Below are 15996 nucleotides of genomic sequence, written 5' to 3'. Positions count from 1 at the left end.
GTCTCAACGAACAAGAAGGGCAAAGATATGGCGACGTGCGGCGAAGTATTGGTCAAGTTACTCGAGGGTTACGGGGTCGAGCAGGTGTTCGGCATTCCCGGCGTGCATACCGTTGAGCTGTATCGCGGGCTGGCCCGTTCGAGCATCAACCACGTTACTCCGCGTCACGAGCAGGGTGCCGGCTTCATGGCCGACGGTTATGCACGCACCAGCGGCAAACCGGGTGTGTGCTTCATCATCACCGGCCCCGGCATGACCAACATCACCACGGCGATGGGCCAGGCCTACGCCGATTCGATCCCGATGCTGGTGATCTCCAGCGTGCAATCGCGCAGTCAGTTGGGTGGCGGGCGCGGCAAGCTGCATGAGCTGCCGAACCAGGGCGCACTGGTGGCCGGCGTTGCGGCGTTCTCCCATACGCTGATGTCCGCTGCTGAATTGCCGGGTGTGTTGGCCCGTGCTTTCGCCTTGTTCCAGGCCGGTCGCCCGCGTCCGGTGCACATCGAAATTCCGCTCGACGTGCTGGTCGAAGATGCCGATGCCTTGCTCGCCAGCCAACCGGTGAGCATCACCCGCGCCGGTGCAGCGCCGTCGGCCGTGGCCCGGATGAGCGAATTGCTGGCCAATGCCAAACGGCCGTTGATCCTCGCCGGTGGCGGTTCGATTGATGCAGCGGCCGAGCTGACCCGGCTCGCAGAATTACTCGATGCACCGGTAGCGTTGACCATCAACGCCAAAGGCATGCTGCCGTCGGCGCACCCGTTGCTGATCGGTTCGACCCAAACGCTGGTGGCCACCCGCGCCCTGGTGGCTGACGCCGACGTGGTGCTGGCAATCGGTACTGAACTGGCCGAGACCGACTACGACGTGACCTTTGCCGGCGGCTTTGAAATTCCGGGCACTTTGCTGCGGGTCGACATCGACCCAGACCAGACCGTGCGCAACTACCCACCGAAAGTGGCGCTGGTCTCCGATGCCCAAAGCGCGGCGCAGGCCTTGCTCGATGGCCTGGCCAAACATTCGCTGGCTGAGCGTTGCAGCGATTGGGGCCAGGCTCGCGCTGCCAGCTTACGTGCCGAGCTTGAAACCATCTGGGACGCGCCAACCCGTGCGCAGACGCTGTTTCTGCACACCGTGCAGGATGAGTTGCCGGAAGCGGTATTCGTCGGCGACTCGACCCAACCGGTGTACACCGGCAACCTGACATTCAATCCGGAGCGCCCGCGTCGCTGGTTCAACTCGTCGACCGGTTACGGCACCCTCGGTTATGCCTTGCCGGCGGCCATTGGCGCGTGGCTCGGCGGTGGTCAGGAACGCAACAGTCGCCCACCGGTGGTGTGCCTGATCGGCGATGGCGGCCTGCAATTCACCTTGCCGGAACTGGCCAGCGCGGTGGAAGCGCGCACCCCGGTCATCGTCCTGCTGTGGAATAACCAGGGCTACGAAGAGATCAAGAAATACATGGTCAACCGCGACATCGAACCGGTTGGCGTCGACATCTATACCCCGGATTTCATCGCCGTGGCCAAAGGCCTGGGCTGTGCGGCACATGCCGTCAGCGGCGTAGAAGAACTGCGTGCGGCACTGCGTGCGGCCACCGATCGCCAGGGCCCGACCCTGATCGAAATCGATCAGACCCAGTGGATGAAGGCGGTGTCGGCATGAGCTTTCCAATCATCCAGGAAGGGCTGTACATCGACGGCCAATGGTCGGCCGGCGACGAGCACTTGCGGGTCATCAATCCGGCGACCGAAGCGCTGTTGACCACCGTCAAGGGTGGCGATCAGCGCGCGGTTGACCACGCGGTCACAGCGGCCAGCGCGGCGTTTGTGCAGTGGTCGAAAACCACCGGTGCTGAACGTGGTGCGGTGCTGCGCAAGATCGCCAACGGTGTGCAGGCACGCCGCGAGCGCTTGATGCATTTGCAGTCGAGCAACAACGGCAAACCACAGTTCGAAGCGGGCATCGACGTCGACGACGTGATCGCCACGTTCGAGTATTACGCAGGTCTCGCCGAAGCGCTGGACGCCGGCCAGGACCGCGTTGTGGAACTGCCGAGCGAAGACTTCGCCGCCCGCGTGCGCCGCGAAGCGTGCGGTGTGGTCGGGTTGATCGTGCCGTGGAACTTCCCGATGGTCACCACCGCCTGGAAGCTCGCGCCAGCCTTGGCCGCGGGCTGCTGCGTGGTGCTCAAGCCTTCGGAAGTCACGCCGCTGCCGGAGCTGGAACTGGCAGCGATCATCGCCGAGAGCGGCTTGCCCAAGGGTGTGTTCAACCTGGTCTGCGGTACGGGGCTGGCGGTCGGTGCGCCGCTGTCGGCTGATCCGCGGGTGGCGAAAATCTCCTTCACCGGCAGCAACGCGGTCGGCGTTCAGGTCATGCAGCGTGCGGCGGAAACCGTCAAAGGCGTGAGCCTGGAACTCGGCGGTAAATCCTCGCTGCTGGTGTTGGCGGATGCTGATCTCGAGCTGGCCGTGGAGTTGGCCAGTGGCGGTGGTTTCTTCAACGCCGGGCAGATGTGTTCGGCCACCAGCCGGGTGTTGGTCGCCGATGAACTGGCGGACGAATTCCTGCTGCGTCTGACGGCGCGGGCCGAGGCGATTCGCGTGGCCGACCCGTTTGACCCCGAGGTTGAAATGGGCGCGTTGGTCAATCAGGCGCAATACCAGCGCGTGCTGGGCCACATTGATCGCGGCTTGAGCGTGGGCGCGCGGCTGGTCTGTGGCGGTGACCGGCCTGCCGATCTGCCGCACGGCTATTTTTTGCGGCCGACCATTTTCACCGAAGTGCCCCTCGACAGTGCGTTGTGGTGTGAAGAGATTTTTGGCCCGGTGCTCTGTGTCCGCAGTTTTGCCACGGAGCAAGAGGCGATCGAGCTGGCCAACGACAGCCAGTTCGGTCTGGTGGCCAGCGTGGTCAGCCGTGATCCGCTGACCGCCGAACGGGTCGCCAACGCCTTGCAGGCCGGGCTGGTGTGGATCAACGCGCCGCAGGTGATCTTCCCGCAGACGGCCTGGGGCGGCTACAAGCAGAGCAGCATCGGCCGCGAGTTGGGGCCGTGGGGCTTGCAGGCGTTCCAAGAAATAAAGCACGTGATTCGGGCCGTCTGACGGCACGAAAACGGCCCACGCATGCCTCGTGACGAGGCATGCGCCTGGGACATGGCACCAATGATTTTTTTTCGATTGTTGCGCGTTTTGCGTGACCTCAGGATGAACCCGCAGACCTCGCTACAGCCCTTGTAACACGGGGGCTTGCAGCGGATCGAAGAGCGCGGGCGCAAGGGATGCTCCTAACTCATACCTACAACAATAAAGGGAGTCCTTCATGGGCGATCATGATCTGAACAGAAGACAATTCATCAAGACCGTAGGCGTTGCATCGGTTGCCGCGGCCGCCATGAGCATGCCGTTCATCCGTGCCAACGCCAGCGATACGCGCTTTCAGGGCAAGACCCTGCGGCTGTTGACCTGGTCCGATGACACCGGGCTTGCAGCGCTGCGCAACATCGCTGCAACTTTTGAAGCCAAGACCGGCGCCAAGGTTATCGCGGACCGTACCGGCAGTACCTCGGAAATGGTCGCCAAACTGAAGGCCGGTGGTGATCGCCCGCAATACGACGTCATCACCCTGGCTGGCGTCGGCGCTGAAGGCCTGGCCGCTGCCGGGCTGCTGGAAAAGCCGGACCTGAACCGCATTCCCAACCTGGTCGACGTGCCTGAGAAATACCGCACCGGGGCCAACGGTCACGGCATCGGTTACCTGCTCTGGTGCAACAGCCTCGTCTACAGCAGCCGCACTCAGAAAGAAGCCCCGGACAGCTACGCTGCCCTGTGGGACGCGGACCTGGCGCCGAACATTTTCCTGCCGCCGCCGAACTGGACCGAGGCCATGGACCTGATCATCATCGCCGCCAAACTGGCCGGTGGTGACGAACACAACATCGAACCCGGCTTCAAGAAACTTGCCGAGCTCAAGAGCCGCGTGGTGACTCTGGGTGAAAACCCGAACCAGATTGCCGAGCTGTTCCGCACCGGCTCCCTGGACATGGGTGGGCTGTACGCTCCAGCGTTCTTCCCGAAACAGATTCGCGACCCGGCCTACGGTCTGAGTGCAACCTTTGGCATGAAGGAAGGTTTCTACACCGACCTGATGCAGTCGGTCATGCCGAAAAACCGTCCCGGCGATACCGACCTGGCCTACGCCTTCATCAACCACTCGCTCGACCCACTGGTGCAGGGCAAGATGGCCGAAGACATCTACAACGGCCCGGTCAACGCCAAGGCGATCATCTCTGCCGAAGCGCGCAAGAGCCCGTACATCCTGACGCCGGAGCAGATTGCCGAGAAGGCGATCATGCACGACAACGCCTTCCTGGCGACTGTGCATGACCAATGGATTCGTCGTTACACGGAAATCTTCTCTTCCTGACGTCTGCCGCCTGGAGATCCATTGTGGCGAGGGAGCTTGCTCCCGCCGGCCGGTCTGCGCTCGGGCGCAGCAGTCGTAAACCGATAGATGCGGTGTGTCGGATAAACACCGGTTGGCAGGTTTTGGGGTCGCTTCGCGGCCCAGCGGGAGCAAGCTCCCTCGCCACGGTTTCTCGTGCGGCTCCAGTTTTTTTGCCTTCCATTGACGAGACCATTGCTATGGAACACCAACCTCTGACCCACCCGGTCGGCGCCGTTGCCGTACGCCCGAGCTTCGGCGTTTCGCCGACGACGCGCGCCTGGTTATTTCTTTCGCCATCGATGCTGTTTCTCGGTGTGCTGATTGCTGCCAGCCTGCTGGTGTTGCGCATGAGCGTGGGCACCAAAGGCGCGGAATGGAGCGGATTCAGCCTGGCCAGTTATGCCCAGCTGCTGGAACCCTATTACCTCAAATCCCTGCTGCTGACCTTGCGCCTGGCATTGATCAGCGCGGTGATTGCCGTACTGCTGGCGATCCCGGTGGCGTACACCATGTCGCGCCTGACCTCACCGTTGCTGCGTCGAGTGTTTCTGGCCGCCGTGCTGTTGCCGTTGCTGGTCAACCTGTTGCTGCAAAGCTACGGCTGGCTGGTGATCCTCGGCCCAGGCGGGATGCTCAATCAGGCGTTGATGGGCCTCGGTTTGATCAAGCGTCCGATCATGCTGCTGTACAACCAGAACGGCGTATTGATGGGCCTGGTCCAAACCGCTTTCCCGTTGGCCGTGTTGCCGATTGCCAGCGCCATGCGCGGTGTCGCGCGGACCTACGAAGAAGCCGCCGCGACCCTCGGCGCGAGCCGTCTGAAGGTGTTTTTCCAGGTGGTGCTGCCGATGAGCATGCCGGGAATCATCACCGGCGCGACCCTGGTTTTTGCCTATAACGCCAGCAGCTTTGTGGTGCCCTTGCTGCTCGGTGGTCGGCGCGTGCCGATGCTCGCGGTGATGGTGCATGACCAGATCGCTCCATTGATGAACTGGCCAGCCGCTTCCGCTGCGGGTGTGGTGCTGATCGTCACCACGCTGGCCATCATGACCTTGTCCGAATACATCACTGGCCGTCGTCGGCGCATGCTGGAGGCTTCGCAATGAGCACGTTGAGCAAGAAGCGCCTGTCGCTGTTGCCAGGCGATACCGGTAAATTTGCCGGGATCCTTTCAGGCGTCATCCTGTTTCTGGCGGTGTTGCCGATCCTGACCATGATTGTCATGTCGTTCAGTGGTTCTTCGAACCTCGACTTCCCACCCAGCAGTTACAGCCTGCAATGGTACAAGGCCGCCTGGCACACCTTCGCGTCCCCGGACGCCAGCGATGTGCTGAGCCTGGGCAAAGCCATGACCACCAGTTTGATGGTGTCGTTCATGGCCATGATCTTCGCCACCCTCGTTGCGGTGCCGGCGGCTTATGCGCTGACCCGTCTGGAGTTTCGTGGCAAAGCCGTGGCACTGCAGTTGATGTCACTGCCATTGGTGTTTCCGATGGTGGTACTGGGCCTGGCGTTGTTGCTGGTGTTCGACAGCCTGCCGTTCCAGATGACCGTGTCGCGGCTGGTGATTGCCCACGTCATCCTGGCCTTGCCGTTTGTGGTGAAAAACTGCACGGCGGCGATGCTGTCCATCGGCAGCGAAGTCGAAGAGGCCGCACAAATGCTCGGCGCTTCGCCGATGCGGGCGATTGTCGATGTGGTCGTGCCGTTGATGAAGTCGGGGATCCTCGCCGGGATGCTGCTGGCGTTCATCGTCTCGTTCAACGAATTCACCGTGACGTACTTCCTCTACACCATCGATGTCATGACGGTGCCTATCTGGATGTTCAGCCGCACGGTGTCGTCGCTGGACCCAACCGTATTCTCGTTTGCCGTGCTGATCGTGCTGATCGACTTCGTTCTCATTTGGGCGTTGGAGAAGCTAGTCGGCGAAGGTGGCGTCTCGTTCTAGCTTCTGCCTGGAGGTGCCTGCGCTCGATCATGCTGCGTTAAAAGTCAGCTCAGAATGCTCATTGACTAAAGTCAACTCCGCTTCTTCGCCGCCTTTTGCCTTGCCTGATCGTCGCTCGGCGACCTCCAGACAGAACCAAATTTTGAGGTAATTAATATGACTGGTCTGATTCTGGAAAACGTCGAGAAGCGTTACGGCACAGCGTGTGCGGTCAAGGACGTCAATCTGCATCTGCCTGAGGGCAAACTGGTGTGTTTTCTCGGCCCTTCAGGCTGTGGCAAAACTACCTTGCTGCGGATGATTGCCGGCCTGGAAACCCTTTCCGACGGCGAGATTCGTCTGGACGGTGAAGACATTGGCAACACACCGGCGCACCTGCGTAACTTCGGCATGGTGTTTCAGTCGCTGGCGCTGTTCCCGCACATGACGGTTGGCGAGAACATCGCCTATCCGCTGAAACTGCGTGGCGTGAGCAAGGCCGATCAGCAGGCGAGGGTGGTGGAGTTGCTGGAACTGATTCAGCTGCAAGAAATGATTGATCGCCCGGTTGCGAAGCTCTCGGGTGGACAACGTCAGCGCGTGGCGATTGCCCGGGCGATTGCCTCGCACCCGAAAATCCTCCTGCTCGACGAACCGCTGTCGGCCCTCGATGCCAAGCTGCGCGAATCGATGCAAGTGGAGATTCGCCAGCTTCAGCAACGCCTCAACATCACCACCATCATGGTGACCCACGACCAGCGAGAAGCCATGACTATGGCCGATATCGTGGTAGTGCTGGGACAGAATCGGGTGCAGCAGGTCGGCACGCCGATCGAGATCTACCGGCATCCGGCCAACGAGTTCGTCGCCGACTTTATCGGTTCGGGTAACATTTTTCCGGCCACGGCGTTGGGTGACGGCAAAGTCGGTTTGCCCGGTGGCGATGCGCTTCAGGTACCGATTTGCAGCAGCATCGTGGTGGGCGAAAAGGTCAAGATGCTGGTGCGTCCGGAAGACCTCCAGCTGTCGCACCCACAGGCAACCGCCGGTAATCGACTGCTGGGCAAGGTGACGTTCGTGCGCGATATCGGCGCGACCATCGAAACCACGGTCGAGTGTTCCGGCGTGACGCTGACAGCCTTGAGCACGCCGTGCCAGGGCATCGGCTTGAGCATCGGCAACCCGGTGTCGGTGACCATTCCGTCCGAGGCTTGCCGCGTACTCGGCGCCTAAGTTACGACGCCGATCACTGTGGCGAGGGAGCTTGCTCCCGCTGGCCTGCGCAGCGGGCCCAACATCAGCAATCGGGTTGTGTCAGGCAAAACTCGTTTGCTGGGTTACGACTGCTTCGCAGCCGAGCGGGAGCAAGCTCCCTCGCCACAATAAGCATTCTGCAACCGCTTCAAACCGTCATTCGTAGTCGCGCCAAATCCCGCAACGGCGGCGCGCCAAACAGTCGGCTGTATTCGCGGCTGAACTGCGAGGGGCTTTCATAGCCCACGCGGTAGCCCGCCGCCGAGGCATCGATGCCCTCGGCGAGCATCAAGCGCCGAGCTTCTTGCAGGCGTAGTTGCTTCTGATACTGCAGTGGACTCATCGCCGTCATCGCCTTGAAGCGATGGTGCAGGGTCGACACGCTCAGGTTCACTTCCTTGGCCAACTCATCAATGCGCAACGGCTGCTCGTAGTTGCCGTTGAGCCATTTGATCGCCTGGCCGATGCGATGGCTCTGGCTGTTGGCGACGGCAATCTCATACAGCCGATGGCCCTGTGGGCTGCGCAACAATCGATAGAGAATTTCCCGACGAATCAGCGGCGCGAGCATCGCGATGTCCTTCGGGGTGTCGAGCAAGCGCGCCAGACGCAGCACGGCATCGAGCATCGGCTGATCCAGTTGTTCGACATACAGGCCACGTCCGGCCGGGCGGGTGGGCACGCCGATGGGCCCGGCGTCGGCAATCAATGCGGTAATTTCCGCCGGGTCGATATCCAGGCGCAAGGCCAGGATCGGTTCCTCGGGCGAGACATCGACCACCCGCCCGCTGAGCGGCATCGAGACCGAGACCACCAGATAGTTAAGCGGGTCGTAGTTGAAGACTTCGTCGGCCAGCCGGACCTCCTTGCGCCCCTGGGCCATGATGCACAGCGCCGGCTGCGCGAGCACCGGGGCAAAGTCGTGGGACTGGCTGTGACGCGACAAAAACAACGAACCGATGGCGGTCGCGTAGCTGCCGTCCTCGCAGGTATTACGACGAATGATTGCCGAGAGCTCCACACGCTGTTTTTCCATGTTGGCGTCCAGCGGGGCGTGAGTGGAATCCAGAGACGACATGCAAAACATCCTCGGCAAGGAGATGGGATGAGCACAGCTTAAATTTGTGCAAGCCCAGGTGGTAGGCGAATCCTGCGCAAAACTTGCCTGATCCTGCTGTGTGGTCGGATTCAGCATAGAGAACGTGAACAGAGCGTGGGAAAACTTGCTTGAAACCCCTTTGTCACATTTGCGCAGCTGACCTGGCGCTGGTTTGGCGGCAGTCAGCTGCGGGTGCAGGATTGTGCAACAAGCCGGCAGGAATCGACTAACGGGCCTTGAGCCCGTCGATTAATCTCTGTTCCTGTCGCAGCCTCTCTCAAGGCTGCTGATCGCTTACGCCTAGGGAGAGTCAAACATGTCCACGCAGATCCCTGTCAGCCATATGGCTTTTGTCCGTGCCCGCGCGGGCCGCTCGATGGAATTGGGCGCGCGTTTGAGCAGCCTGATCGAACCGTCGCGTCAGGCCAGCGGTTGCCTGCACTTTGCCTTGCAACATTCGTTGTGCGATCCGGAACTGTGGCTGGTGTCCGGTTTTTGGGTCGACCAGCAGGCCATGACCGCCTATTTCCGCACCCCGGCCATGCAGATCTTTGCCGAGCTGGTGCAAGAGTTGGTGGTCAACAGCCTGGATTTTCACACCTTCAGCGAAGTCTCGGCGGCTCAGGCCCACGGCGAATATCCGCAGTTGAACAGCGCCTCACTACAGCAGTTGGCCAGCTGACGGTTTAGAATGGCCGACTTTCCATTGGCCAGGATCCGCGACATGGCACGTAAAGAGTTTGCACAGTTCGAAGCTGTTTCCGCCGTAGTACCGGGTGAGGGAGGCTACAGCGCCGCCATCGCCGTCAAAGCCCTGGGTGGTTCAGGCGCCCCGCGTTTTCACAAAATCCTCGATGAACAGAAATTCAAGACCGCCTTCGAAGCCGATCAGGCTGCCGAGCAGAAGCTTGAGCAGTTGACCGACGTCGCTGAAGACGGCGAACTGGTCTGGTAACGATTTACTGGGTCGCCCCCGGGCGGAACATCTTGAACAAGGCCTCAGGCCCCAACTGAAAGTAATCCGCCGGCCCACCGCCGCGCAGAATAGGTTCTGCCGCGGCGGTGTCGTACACCCCATCCTTGAGCAGCCACTTGGCGATATGCACGGCGACCACTTCGCCGAGGATCAGCCAGCTCGGCACCACTTCCTTGTCTGCGCGTTGCAACTGAATGATCTGCGTGACCTTGCACTCGAAGGACACCGGGCTTTCAGCGACGCGTGGCACCTGAATGATTTTCGAGGTCGCTGGCGTCAGCCCGGCCAGTTCGAATTCGTTGACATCGGCCGGGACCGTCGCGCAGCTCTGGTTCATCTGCCCGGCCAGCGGACGGGTGGCCAGGTTCCAGGCGAATTCGCCGGTTTGTTCGATGTTGTTCAGGCTGTCTTTACGGCCGACGCTTGAGAACCCGATGATCGGCGGAATGTAGTTGAACGCGTTGAAAAAACTGTACGGCGCCAGGTTCAGCCGACCTTCGGCGTCCTGCGAGGAAATCCAGCCGATAGGTCGCGGGCCGACGATGGCGTTGAACGGGTCGTGGGGCAGGCCATGGCCCAGGGCAGGTTCGTAGTAGTGAATATCATCAGACATGGCGGGCTCTTGCGCAGACGTAAAAGTGAAGGTTGCCATAGTGCAAGTCATCGACGGTGAATGCCACTCTCGGTACATCGGATTTTTTTGCTGTGCCAGAAACAACTAAGCCCGGCCGAAGCCGGGCTGTGAAGTCTGCCCAAGGTGTTAGCCGATAGCGGCGGCAGTACCGGTGCGATCAAAACCATCGGCGGCGATAGCGTCGGCGGTGCCGGTGTGGTCAAAGCCGTCAGATGCGACCTTGGCCGAGCCAGTGCGATCGAAGCCATCAGCGGCGAAAGACGCCGAGCCTGTGTGATCGTAACCATCAGCCGCGACAGCAGCCGAACGTACAGCGGTGAAAGCGCCAGAACCGGTGCGGTCGTAACCGTCGGCGGCGAAGGTGTTGGCGGCCAGTACGGAGAGAGTCAGAGCGAGGATCAGTTGGGTTTTCATGATGTGTGCTCCAGGTTTGTTTGCGTTTTGTGCGTTGGGTATGGAACTCATACTACGCATGTAAAATTGATTAAAAAGCGCAAATAAATGCTAAAAACAATCGATTTTATCGATGTTAAGGTCGTCGCAGAGTATTTCCAGACGCTGCTTCGAGGCCTGCATTCTGTATACGCACCAGATGTCGATTTGGATTCAAACGGCGACAGAGCAAGAGTGCCGTTAGGGCATTAACGGATCGTTATCAGTTCGTCGCTGGTATTGGCGGGGGTATTGCTGGTGATGATGGCCGGCGCTTCGTTCGTGCAGAACAAGTACGCGAGTCGTGGGGCTGCCGAGTTGTCTTGATACCGAGTCGCGGCCTTCGCGAGCACTGCGTTGCTGTTGTAGGAGCAAGGCTTGCCCGCGATGACGGTTTAACATTCAACAAATAAACCGCCTGCCAGATCGCTATCGCAGGCAAGCCTTGCTCCCACAAAGGCCTTGCACCTTTGTGGGATTTTTGCCGGTCAGTCAGTCTCGATCCGTGAGTGTTTGCGGGTGTCTTTCATGGTCACGTACACCAGCAACGACACCGCGATGCAGGCCGTGACATACCAGTAGTAACCGGTTTCCATGCCGATGCTCTTGAACCACAGGGCAATGTATTCGGCGGTACCACCGAAGATCGACACCGTCAGCGCATACGGCAGGCCCACGCCCAGTGCGCGGATTTCAGTCGGGAACAGTTCGGCTTTAACCACTGCGTTGATCGAGGTGTAGCCGCTGACGATGATCAGCGCCGCCATGATCAGGAAGAACGCGCCCCACCAGGTCTGGATGGTGTGCAGGGTGGTGAGGATCGGCACGGTGAACAGGGTGCCGAGAATGCCGAAGGCAATCAGGATCGGCCGCCGCCCGACTTTATCCGACAAGCCGCCGATGATCGGTTGCAAGCACATGAACAGGAACAGCGTGGCCGCCGAAATGGTGGTGGAGTCGGAGATGCTCATGCCGACCGTGTTCACCAGGTATTTCTGCATGTAGGTGGTGTAGGTGTAGAAGGCCAGGGTGCCGCCCATGGTCAGGCCGACCACGGTCATCAGTTCCTTGGGATGACGCAGCAGGGTGCGCATCGCGCTTTCTTTGGACTTCTCTTTCTTGGTGAACGACTCGGTTTCTTCCATGCCGCGACGCAGGTAGAGCGCGACTACGGCACACAGTGCGCCGATGCCAAACGGAATGCGCCAGCCCCAGTCGTACAGTTGTTCGGTGGTCAGGGTTTGTTGCAGCACGATCAACACGCCCAGGGCGATGAGCTGGCCGGAGATCAGCGTGACGTACTGGAAGCTCGAGAAGAAGCCGCGACGTTCCTTGGTTGCCATTTCGCTCAGGTAAGTCGCCGAGGTGCCGTACTCGCCACCGACCGACAGGCCCTGTAGCAAGCGGGCGAACACCAACAGGATCGGTGCACCGACGCCGATGGTTTCATAACCCGGGCTCAACGCGATGATCAGCGAGCCAAAGCACATCAGATACACCGAAGCCATCAACGCGGCTTTACGCCCGGCGCGGTCGGCATACAGGCCCATCAACCAGCCGCCGATCGGGCGCATCAGGAAGCCCACGGCGAAAATCGCAGCGGTGTTCAGCAGTTGGGCGGTGGTGTCGCCTTTGGGGAAAAAGGCTTTGGCGAAGTACAGCGAGAAGGCGGCGTAGACATACCAGTCGTACCATTCGACCATATTGCCGACAGAGCCGCTGAAGATCGACTTGATGCGGCTGGCCGTGGTCTTTTCTTTGGCAGGCACAGCGGCCGACCCAAGAGGCAGGGTTTGCGAGTTATCCATGACGGATCCTTCATTTAATTGTTTTTGTGGAGCGCGCGTAAACGCAGCCTGCGAGGGCTATAGCAGGAGCTGTGCCAAGGGGGAGAGGGGCGGTTTAGAGGGGTTAACGGGAATGGGTGAGCGGAAATCCGCTTATCGATCAGGGGGCGGTAAGCGGAGATCCGCCTACACATGATCGTTCCCACGCTCTGCGTGGGAATGCAGCCCGTGACGCTCTGCGTCACTCTTGCAGGCGGGGACGCGGAGCGTCCCTTGAGGCATTCCCACGCAGAGCGTGGGAACGATTGAACGATCAATCAGAGGAATGTTTCTCGGCTCAGCCCATGCCGCTGCATCTTTTCATTGAAGGTGCGGCGCGGCAGTTGCAGTTCTTCCAGCACGGCTTTGATATCGCCCTTGTGCCGGGTCAGCGCGGCTCGCAGGCAGTGGGCTTCGAAGGCTTCCTGCTGGGCGGCGAGGGACTGGCCGGGCTCGATGCCGACCGGTTCCGGTTCACCCAGGCCCAGTACCTGGCGCTCGGCGACGTTCGCCAATTCGCGTACGTTGCCGGGCCAGTCGTGGCTCAGTAACCGACTCAGCTGTGGGCCGCTGAGCGGTGGAAAGCTGCGTCCCAGCCGCTGCGCGGCGGCATGAGCGAAGTGTTCGAACAACAACGGAATGTCTTCACGTCGTTCGCGCAACGGCGGCAGGCGCAACTCCGCGACGTTCAGCCGATACGCCAGGTCTTCGCGAAAACGCCCGGCGCGGGCTTCATCGAGCAGGTCGGGTTTGGTTGCGGCAATGATCCGCAGGTCCACGTGAATGCTTTGGTTGGAGCCCAGTCGCTCAAGCTTTTGCTCCTGCAACACGCGCAGCAATTTGACCTGCTGAGCCAGTGGCATGCTTTCGATTTCATCGAGGAACAAGGTGCCGCCGTCCGCGTATTCCAGCTTGCCGATACGTTTGCCCTGAGCGCCGGTGAAGGCGCCGCTTTCATGACCGAACAACTCGGCTTCGAACAGCTGCTCGGGGATCGCCGCACAGTTCAGCGCTACGAATGGCTTGTTGGCGCGCGGACCAAAATCATGCAGGCAGCGGGCGACCAGCTCTTTGCCGCTGCCGGTTTCACCGCGAATCAGCACGTTCACCGGCAGCGCCGCGAGGTCCAGCACCTGACGGCGCAGGGTCTGCAAACCACGGGAAACCCCGAGCAGGCTGGCGTCGAGTTTGCTGCGGTTATCGGCCTGTTCGTGCAGGGCACGGTTTTCCAGTACCAGTCGACGTTTGTCGAGCGCCCGGCGCAGGCTGCTGAGCAAGGTTTCCGGGCTGAAGGGTTTTTCGAGGAAGTCGTAGGCGCCATCGCGCATGGCTTCAACCGCCATCGGCACATCGCCGTGGCCGGTCAGCAGGATCACCGGCAAATCGGCGTCCCGCTGTTGCAGCCGGGCCAGCAGTTCCAGGCCGGTCATGCCGGGCATCCGCACATCGCTGAGGATCACCCCGGGAAAATTTGCCGGCAGTTGCGCCAGGCATTCATCGGCGCGGCTGAACAGTTTGACCTCGAACCCCGAGAGGCTCAGCCACTGTTCGACGGCATCACGAATACTGCTCTCATCGTCGACCACGATCACCGAGTTCACCATTGAATGTGCGCCTCCAGATCGATGGGCAAGGTGAGGGTGAAGACGGCGCCGTCGCCGTGATTGTCGGCGCTCAGGCGACCGCCGAGTTCATGCACGATGGCGAACGATACCGCCAGCCCGAGGCCCAGGCCATCACCCACCGGTTTGGTGGTGAAGAACGGATCGAAGACCTTCGGCAGATCCTGCGGCGCAATACCGCCGCCGCTGTCGGCGACGGTCAGGCGCCATAGCTGTTCATCGGCTTCAAGGCGGATTTCCAGACGCTTGAGTGGTTTGTCACGCATCGCATCGAGGGCGTTGCGCAGCAGATTGATCAGCACCTGTTCCAGGCGAATCGCATCGCCGCGAACCCAGGCCGGGCGACTCATGTGCAAAACCCGGTCGATCTGTTCATCGCGCAGTCGAGCGTCAAGTAACTGCAATGATTGATCGACCACCGCCGCCAGGTCCAGACGCTCGCGCAAACCGCTGGGGCTTTTGCGCGCGAACGTCTTGAGATGACCGGTGAGGGCGGCCATGCGCGTCAGCATCTCATCCACCGGCCTCAGCGCTTTATACGCGTCGTCGACTCGGCCATGATCGAGCAGCAGGCGCAAGGTTGCCAGCTGCGTGCGCTGGGCGGTGAGTGGCTGGTTGATTTCATGGGCCAGGGCCGCCGACATTTGCCCCAGCGCCGCGAGTTTGGCCGATTGCACCAGACCGTCCTGAGCGGTGCGCAGATCGCGGGTGCGCTCTTCGACCAGGCGTTCAAGCTCTTCGCGGCTGCGCTGGCGCAACCTGGCCAGACGCCAACGCTGGCTGAGAAACAGTAGCAAAAACACCAGCGTCAGCCACACTCCGGCAGCGGCCAGCCCGGCGTTTCGCAAATCTTCGAAGGCTACCTGCGGGCGACGCAGCAGGTGCAAGGTCCAGCCTTCGGTGCTCAAGGGCAGCGATTCCCACAGGTAATCCGCCATGCCGTCGGGGCCGTCGACGCGGGCCAGATAACTGTTCTGGTCAAAGTGCCGAATCGGTTGATGGTCAAGCGGGGTCAGCGGCTGTTTGTCGTATTGGCGGGTGGTTTTGAGCTCGGCGCGGTCGGTGTCCGATAGCGTGCCCAGTAACCGATAGCGCCACCCCGGCTGATTGGCGATAAACACTATGCCCCGTGCATCGCTGACCAGCAGCGTGTCGCTGCCTTGACGCCATTCGCGTTCCAGCTCCGGAAACTCGAGTTTCACCACCATGGCGCCGAGAAACTCGCCGTTATCGCCCGTCACCGCACTGGACAGAAAATACCCGGGAATTCCACTGGTCACGCCCACCGCGTAAAAGCGCCCGGCGCCCTGGCTGCGGGTCTGGCTGAAATAAGGGCGGAAGCCGTAGTTGTGGCCGACGTAGCTGCTGGGCAAGCGCCAATTGCTGGCGGCCACGGCCAGGCCCGTGTGATCCATCAGTTCCAGGGTGGACGACTGGGCCGCGCCGTTGATCTTTTCCAGTTTGCGGTTCAGCGCGTCTTGCTGTTCCGGGGTGACAGGGCCATCAAGTGCCGAGCGTAGTTCCGGGTCCAGCGCCAGCACGGCGGGGAGGGCGCGGTAGCGTTCGATCAAGGTGTGCAGGGAGTTGGCGTACAACGCCAGTTGCTGATTGGCGCGGGCGGCATCGTCCACCTGGGCCTGGCGTTCGGCGTGGCGCATGGCCAGGGTGGCGGCGAGGGCGGCACCAGCGAGGATCAGTAAGGTGTAGAGCGTCAACCTGGATGCGCGAGAGATCAGAGGCATGCGGTCGGGAATGGGCAGTCATCGGGATC

Annotated in this window: 14 protein-coding genes; 8 read left to right on the top strand and 6 right to left on the bottom strand. The window is 61.0% G+C overall.

Features of this window, described 5'->3' with window-relative positions:
• The first annotated feature begins 27 nt into the window (after positions 1 to 27).
• The 6 genes from KRR23_RS08325 to KRR23_RS08300 all read left to right on the top strand — a co-directional run bounded on the left by KRR23_RS08325 (position 28) and on the right by KRR23_RS08300 (position 7615).
• The gene (locus KRR23_RS08325) at positions 28 to 1665 is read left to right on the top strand and encodes a 5-guanidino-2-oxopentanoate decarboxylase (RefSeq protein ID WP_216742095.1); all 1638 of its coding nucleotides are present in this window, start codon (positions 28 to 30) and stop codon (positions 1663 to 1665) included.
• Entirely contained in the window at positions 1662 to 3110 is a 1449-nt protein-coding gene (locus tag KRR23_RS08320; protein ID WP_216742094.1) for an aldehyde dehydrogenase family protein, read from the top strand. Before KRR23_RS08325 ends, KRR23_RS08320 begins: the two co-directional genes overlap by 4 nt.
• A gap of 217 nt (positions 3111 to 3327) precedes the next feature.
• On the top strand, positions 3328 to 4431 hold the full coding sequence (locus KRR23_RS08315; RefSeq protein WP_216742093.1) for an extracellular solute-binding protein: 1104 nt from the start codon (positions 3328 to 3330) through the stop codon (positions 4429 to 4431).
• 218 nt (positions 4432 to 4649) lie between these two features.
• A complete protein-coding gene (locus KRR23_RS08310) occupies positions 4650 to 5558 on the top strand; it encodes an ABC transporter permease (RefSeq protein ID WP_216742092.1) in 909 nt (302 codons plus the stop codon).
• Positions 5555 to 6403: an ABC transporter permease gene (locus KRR23_RS08305; protein WP_216742091.1), complete on the top strand. Its 849-nt coding sequence runs from the start codon at positions 5555 to 5557 to the stop codon at positions 6401 to 6403. Before KRR23_RS08310 ends, KRR23_RS08305 begins: the two co-directional genes overlap by 4 nt.
• Before the next feature lie 156 nt (positions 6404 to 6559).
• Complete coding sequence (locus KRR23_RS08300) at positions 6560 to 7615, top strand: ABC transporter ATP-binding protein (RefSeq protein WP_216742090.1); 1056 nt, start codon at positions 6560 to 6562, stop codon at positions 7613 to 7615.
• Between the two features lie 169 nt (positions 7616 to 7784).
• On the opposite strand, the gene KRR23_RS08295 is transcribed toward KRR23_RS08300, so the two are convergent.
• A complete protein-coding gene (locus tag KRR23_RS08295) occupies positions 7785 to 8714 on the bottom strand; it encodes an AraC family transcriptional regulator (RefSeq protein ID WP_216742089.1) in 930 nt (309 codons plus the stop codon).
• Positions 8715 to 9051: 337 nt separating this feature from the next.
• Between KRR23_RS08295 and KRR23_RS08290 the strand changes: the two genes are divergently transcribed.
• Together KRR23_RS08290 and KRR23_RS08285 are read left to right on the top strand one after the other, a co-directional pair.
• The gene (locus KRR23_RS08290; RefSeq protein ID WP_216742088.1) at positions 9052 to 9417 is read left to right on the top strand and encodes a putative quinol monooxygenase; all 366 of its coding nucleotides are present in this window, start codon (positions 9052 to 9054) and stop codon (positions 9415 to 9417) included.
• A gap of 9 nt (positions 9418 to 9426) precedes the next feature.
• Positions 9427 to 9690 (top strand): hypothetical protein, encoded by a 264-nt coding sequence (locus tag KRR23_RS08285; protein WP_054593752.1) that lies wholly within the window; start codon positions 9427 to 9429, stop codon positions 9688 to 9690.
• 4 nt (positions 9691 to 9694) lie between these two features.
• Here KRR23_RS08285 and KRR23_RS08280 read toward each other — a convergent pair whose 3' ends face one another.
• The 5 genes from KRR23_RS08280 to KRR23_RS08260 all read right to left on the bottom strand — a co-directional run bounded on the left by KRR23_RS08280 (position 9695) and on the right by KRR23_RS08260 (position 15967).
• A complete protein-coding gene (locus KRR23_RS08280; protein ID WP_216742087.1) occupies positions 9695 to 10324 on the bottom strand; it encodes a flavin reductase family protein in 630 nt (209 codons plus the stop codon).
• 147 nt (positions 10325 to 10471) lie between these two features.
• Positions 10472 to 10759, bottom strand: coding sequence for a hypothetical protein (locus KRR23_RS08275; RefSeq protein WP_216742086.1), 288 nt, complete (start codon positions 10757 to 10759; stop codon positions 10472 to 10474).
• Positions 10760 to 11265: 506 nt separating this feature from the next.
• On the bottom strand, positions 11266 to 12585 hold the full coding sequence (locus KRR23_RS08270) for an MFS transporter (protein WP_216742085.1): 1320 nt from the start codon (positions 12583 to 12585) through the stop codon (positions 11266 to 11268).
• 296 nt (positions 12586 to 12881) lie between these two features.
• Positions 12882 to 14207 (bottom strand): sigma-54 dependent transcriptional regulator, encoded by a 1326-nt coding sequence (locus tag KRR23_RS08265; protein WP_216742084.1) that lies wholly within the window; start codon positions 14205 to 14207, stop codon positions 12882 to 12884.
• On the bottom strand, positions 14201 to 15967 hold the full coding sequence (locus tag KRR23_RS08260; protein WP_216742083.1) for an ATP-binding protein: 1767 nt from the start codon (positions 15965 to 15967) through the stop codon (positions 14201 to 14203). The genes KRR23_RS08265 and KRR23_RS08260 overlap by 7 nt, the downstream gene beginning before the upstream one ends.
• Between the last annotated feature and the right edge of the window lie 29 nt (positions 15968 to 15996).

The sequence above is a fragment of the Pseudomonas sp. CVAP#3 genome (assembly GCF_018986375.1).
Lineage (GTDB): Bacteria > Pseudomonadota > Gammaproteobacteria > Pseudomonadales > Pseudomonadaceae > Aquipseudomonas > Aquipseudomonas helvetica.
Note: the sequence above shows the minus strand (reverse complement) of the source record. Positions and strands in the feature narration are given on the sequence as shown.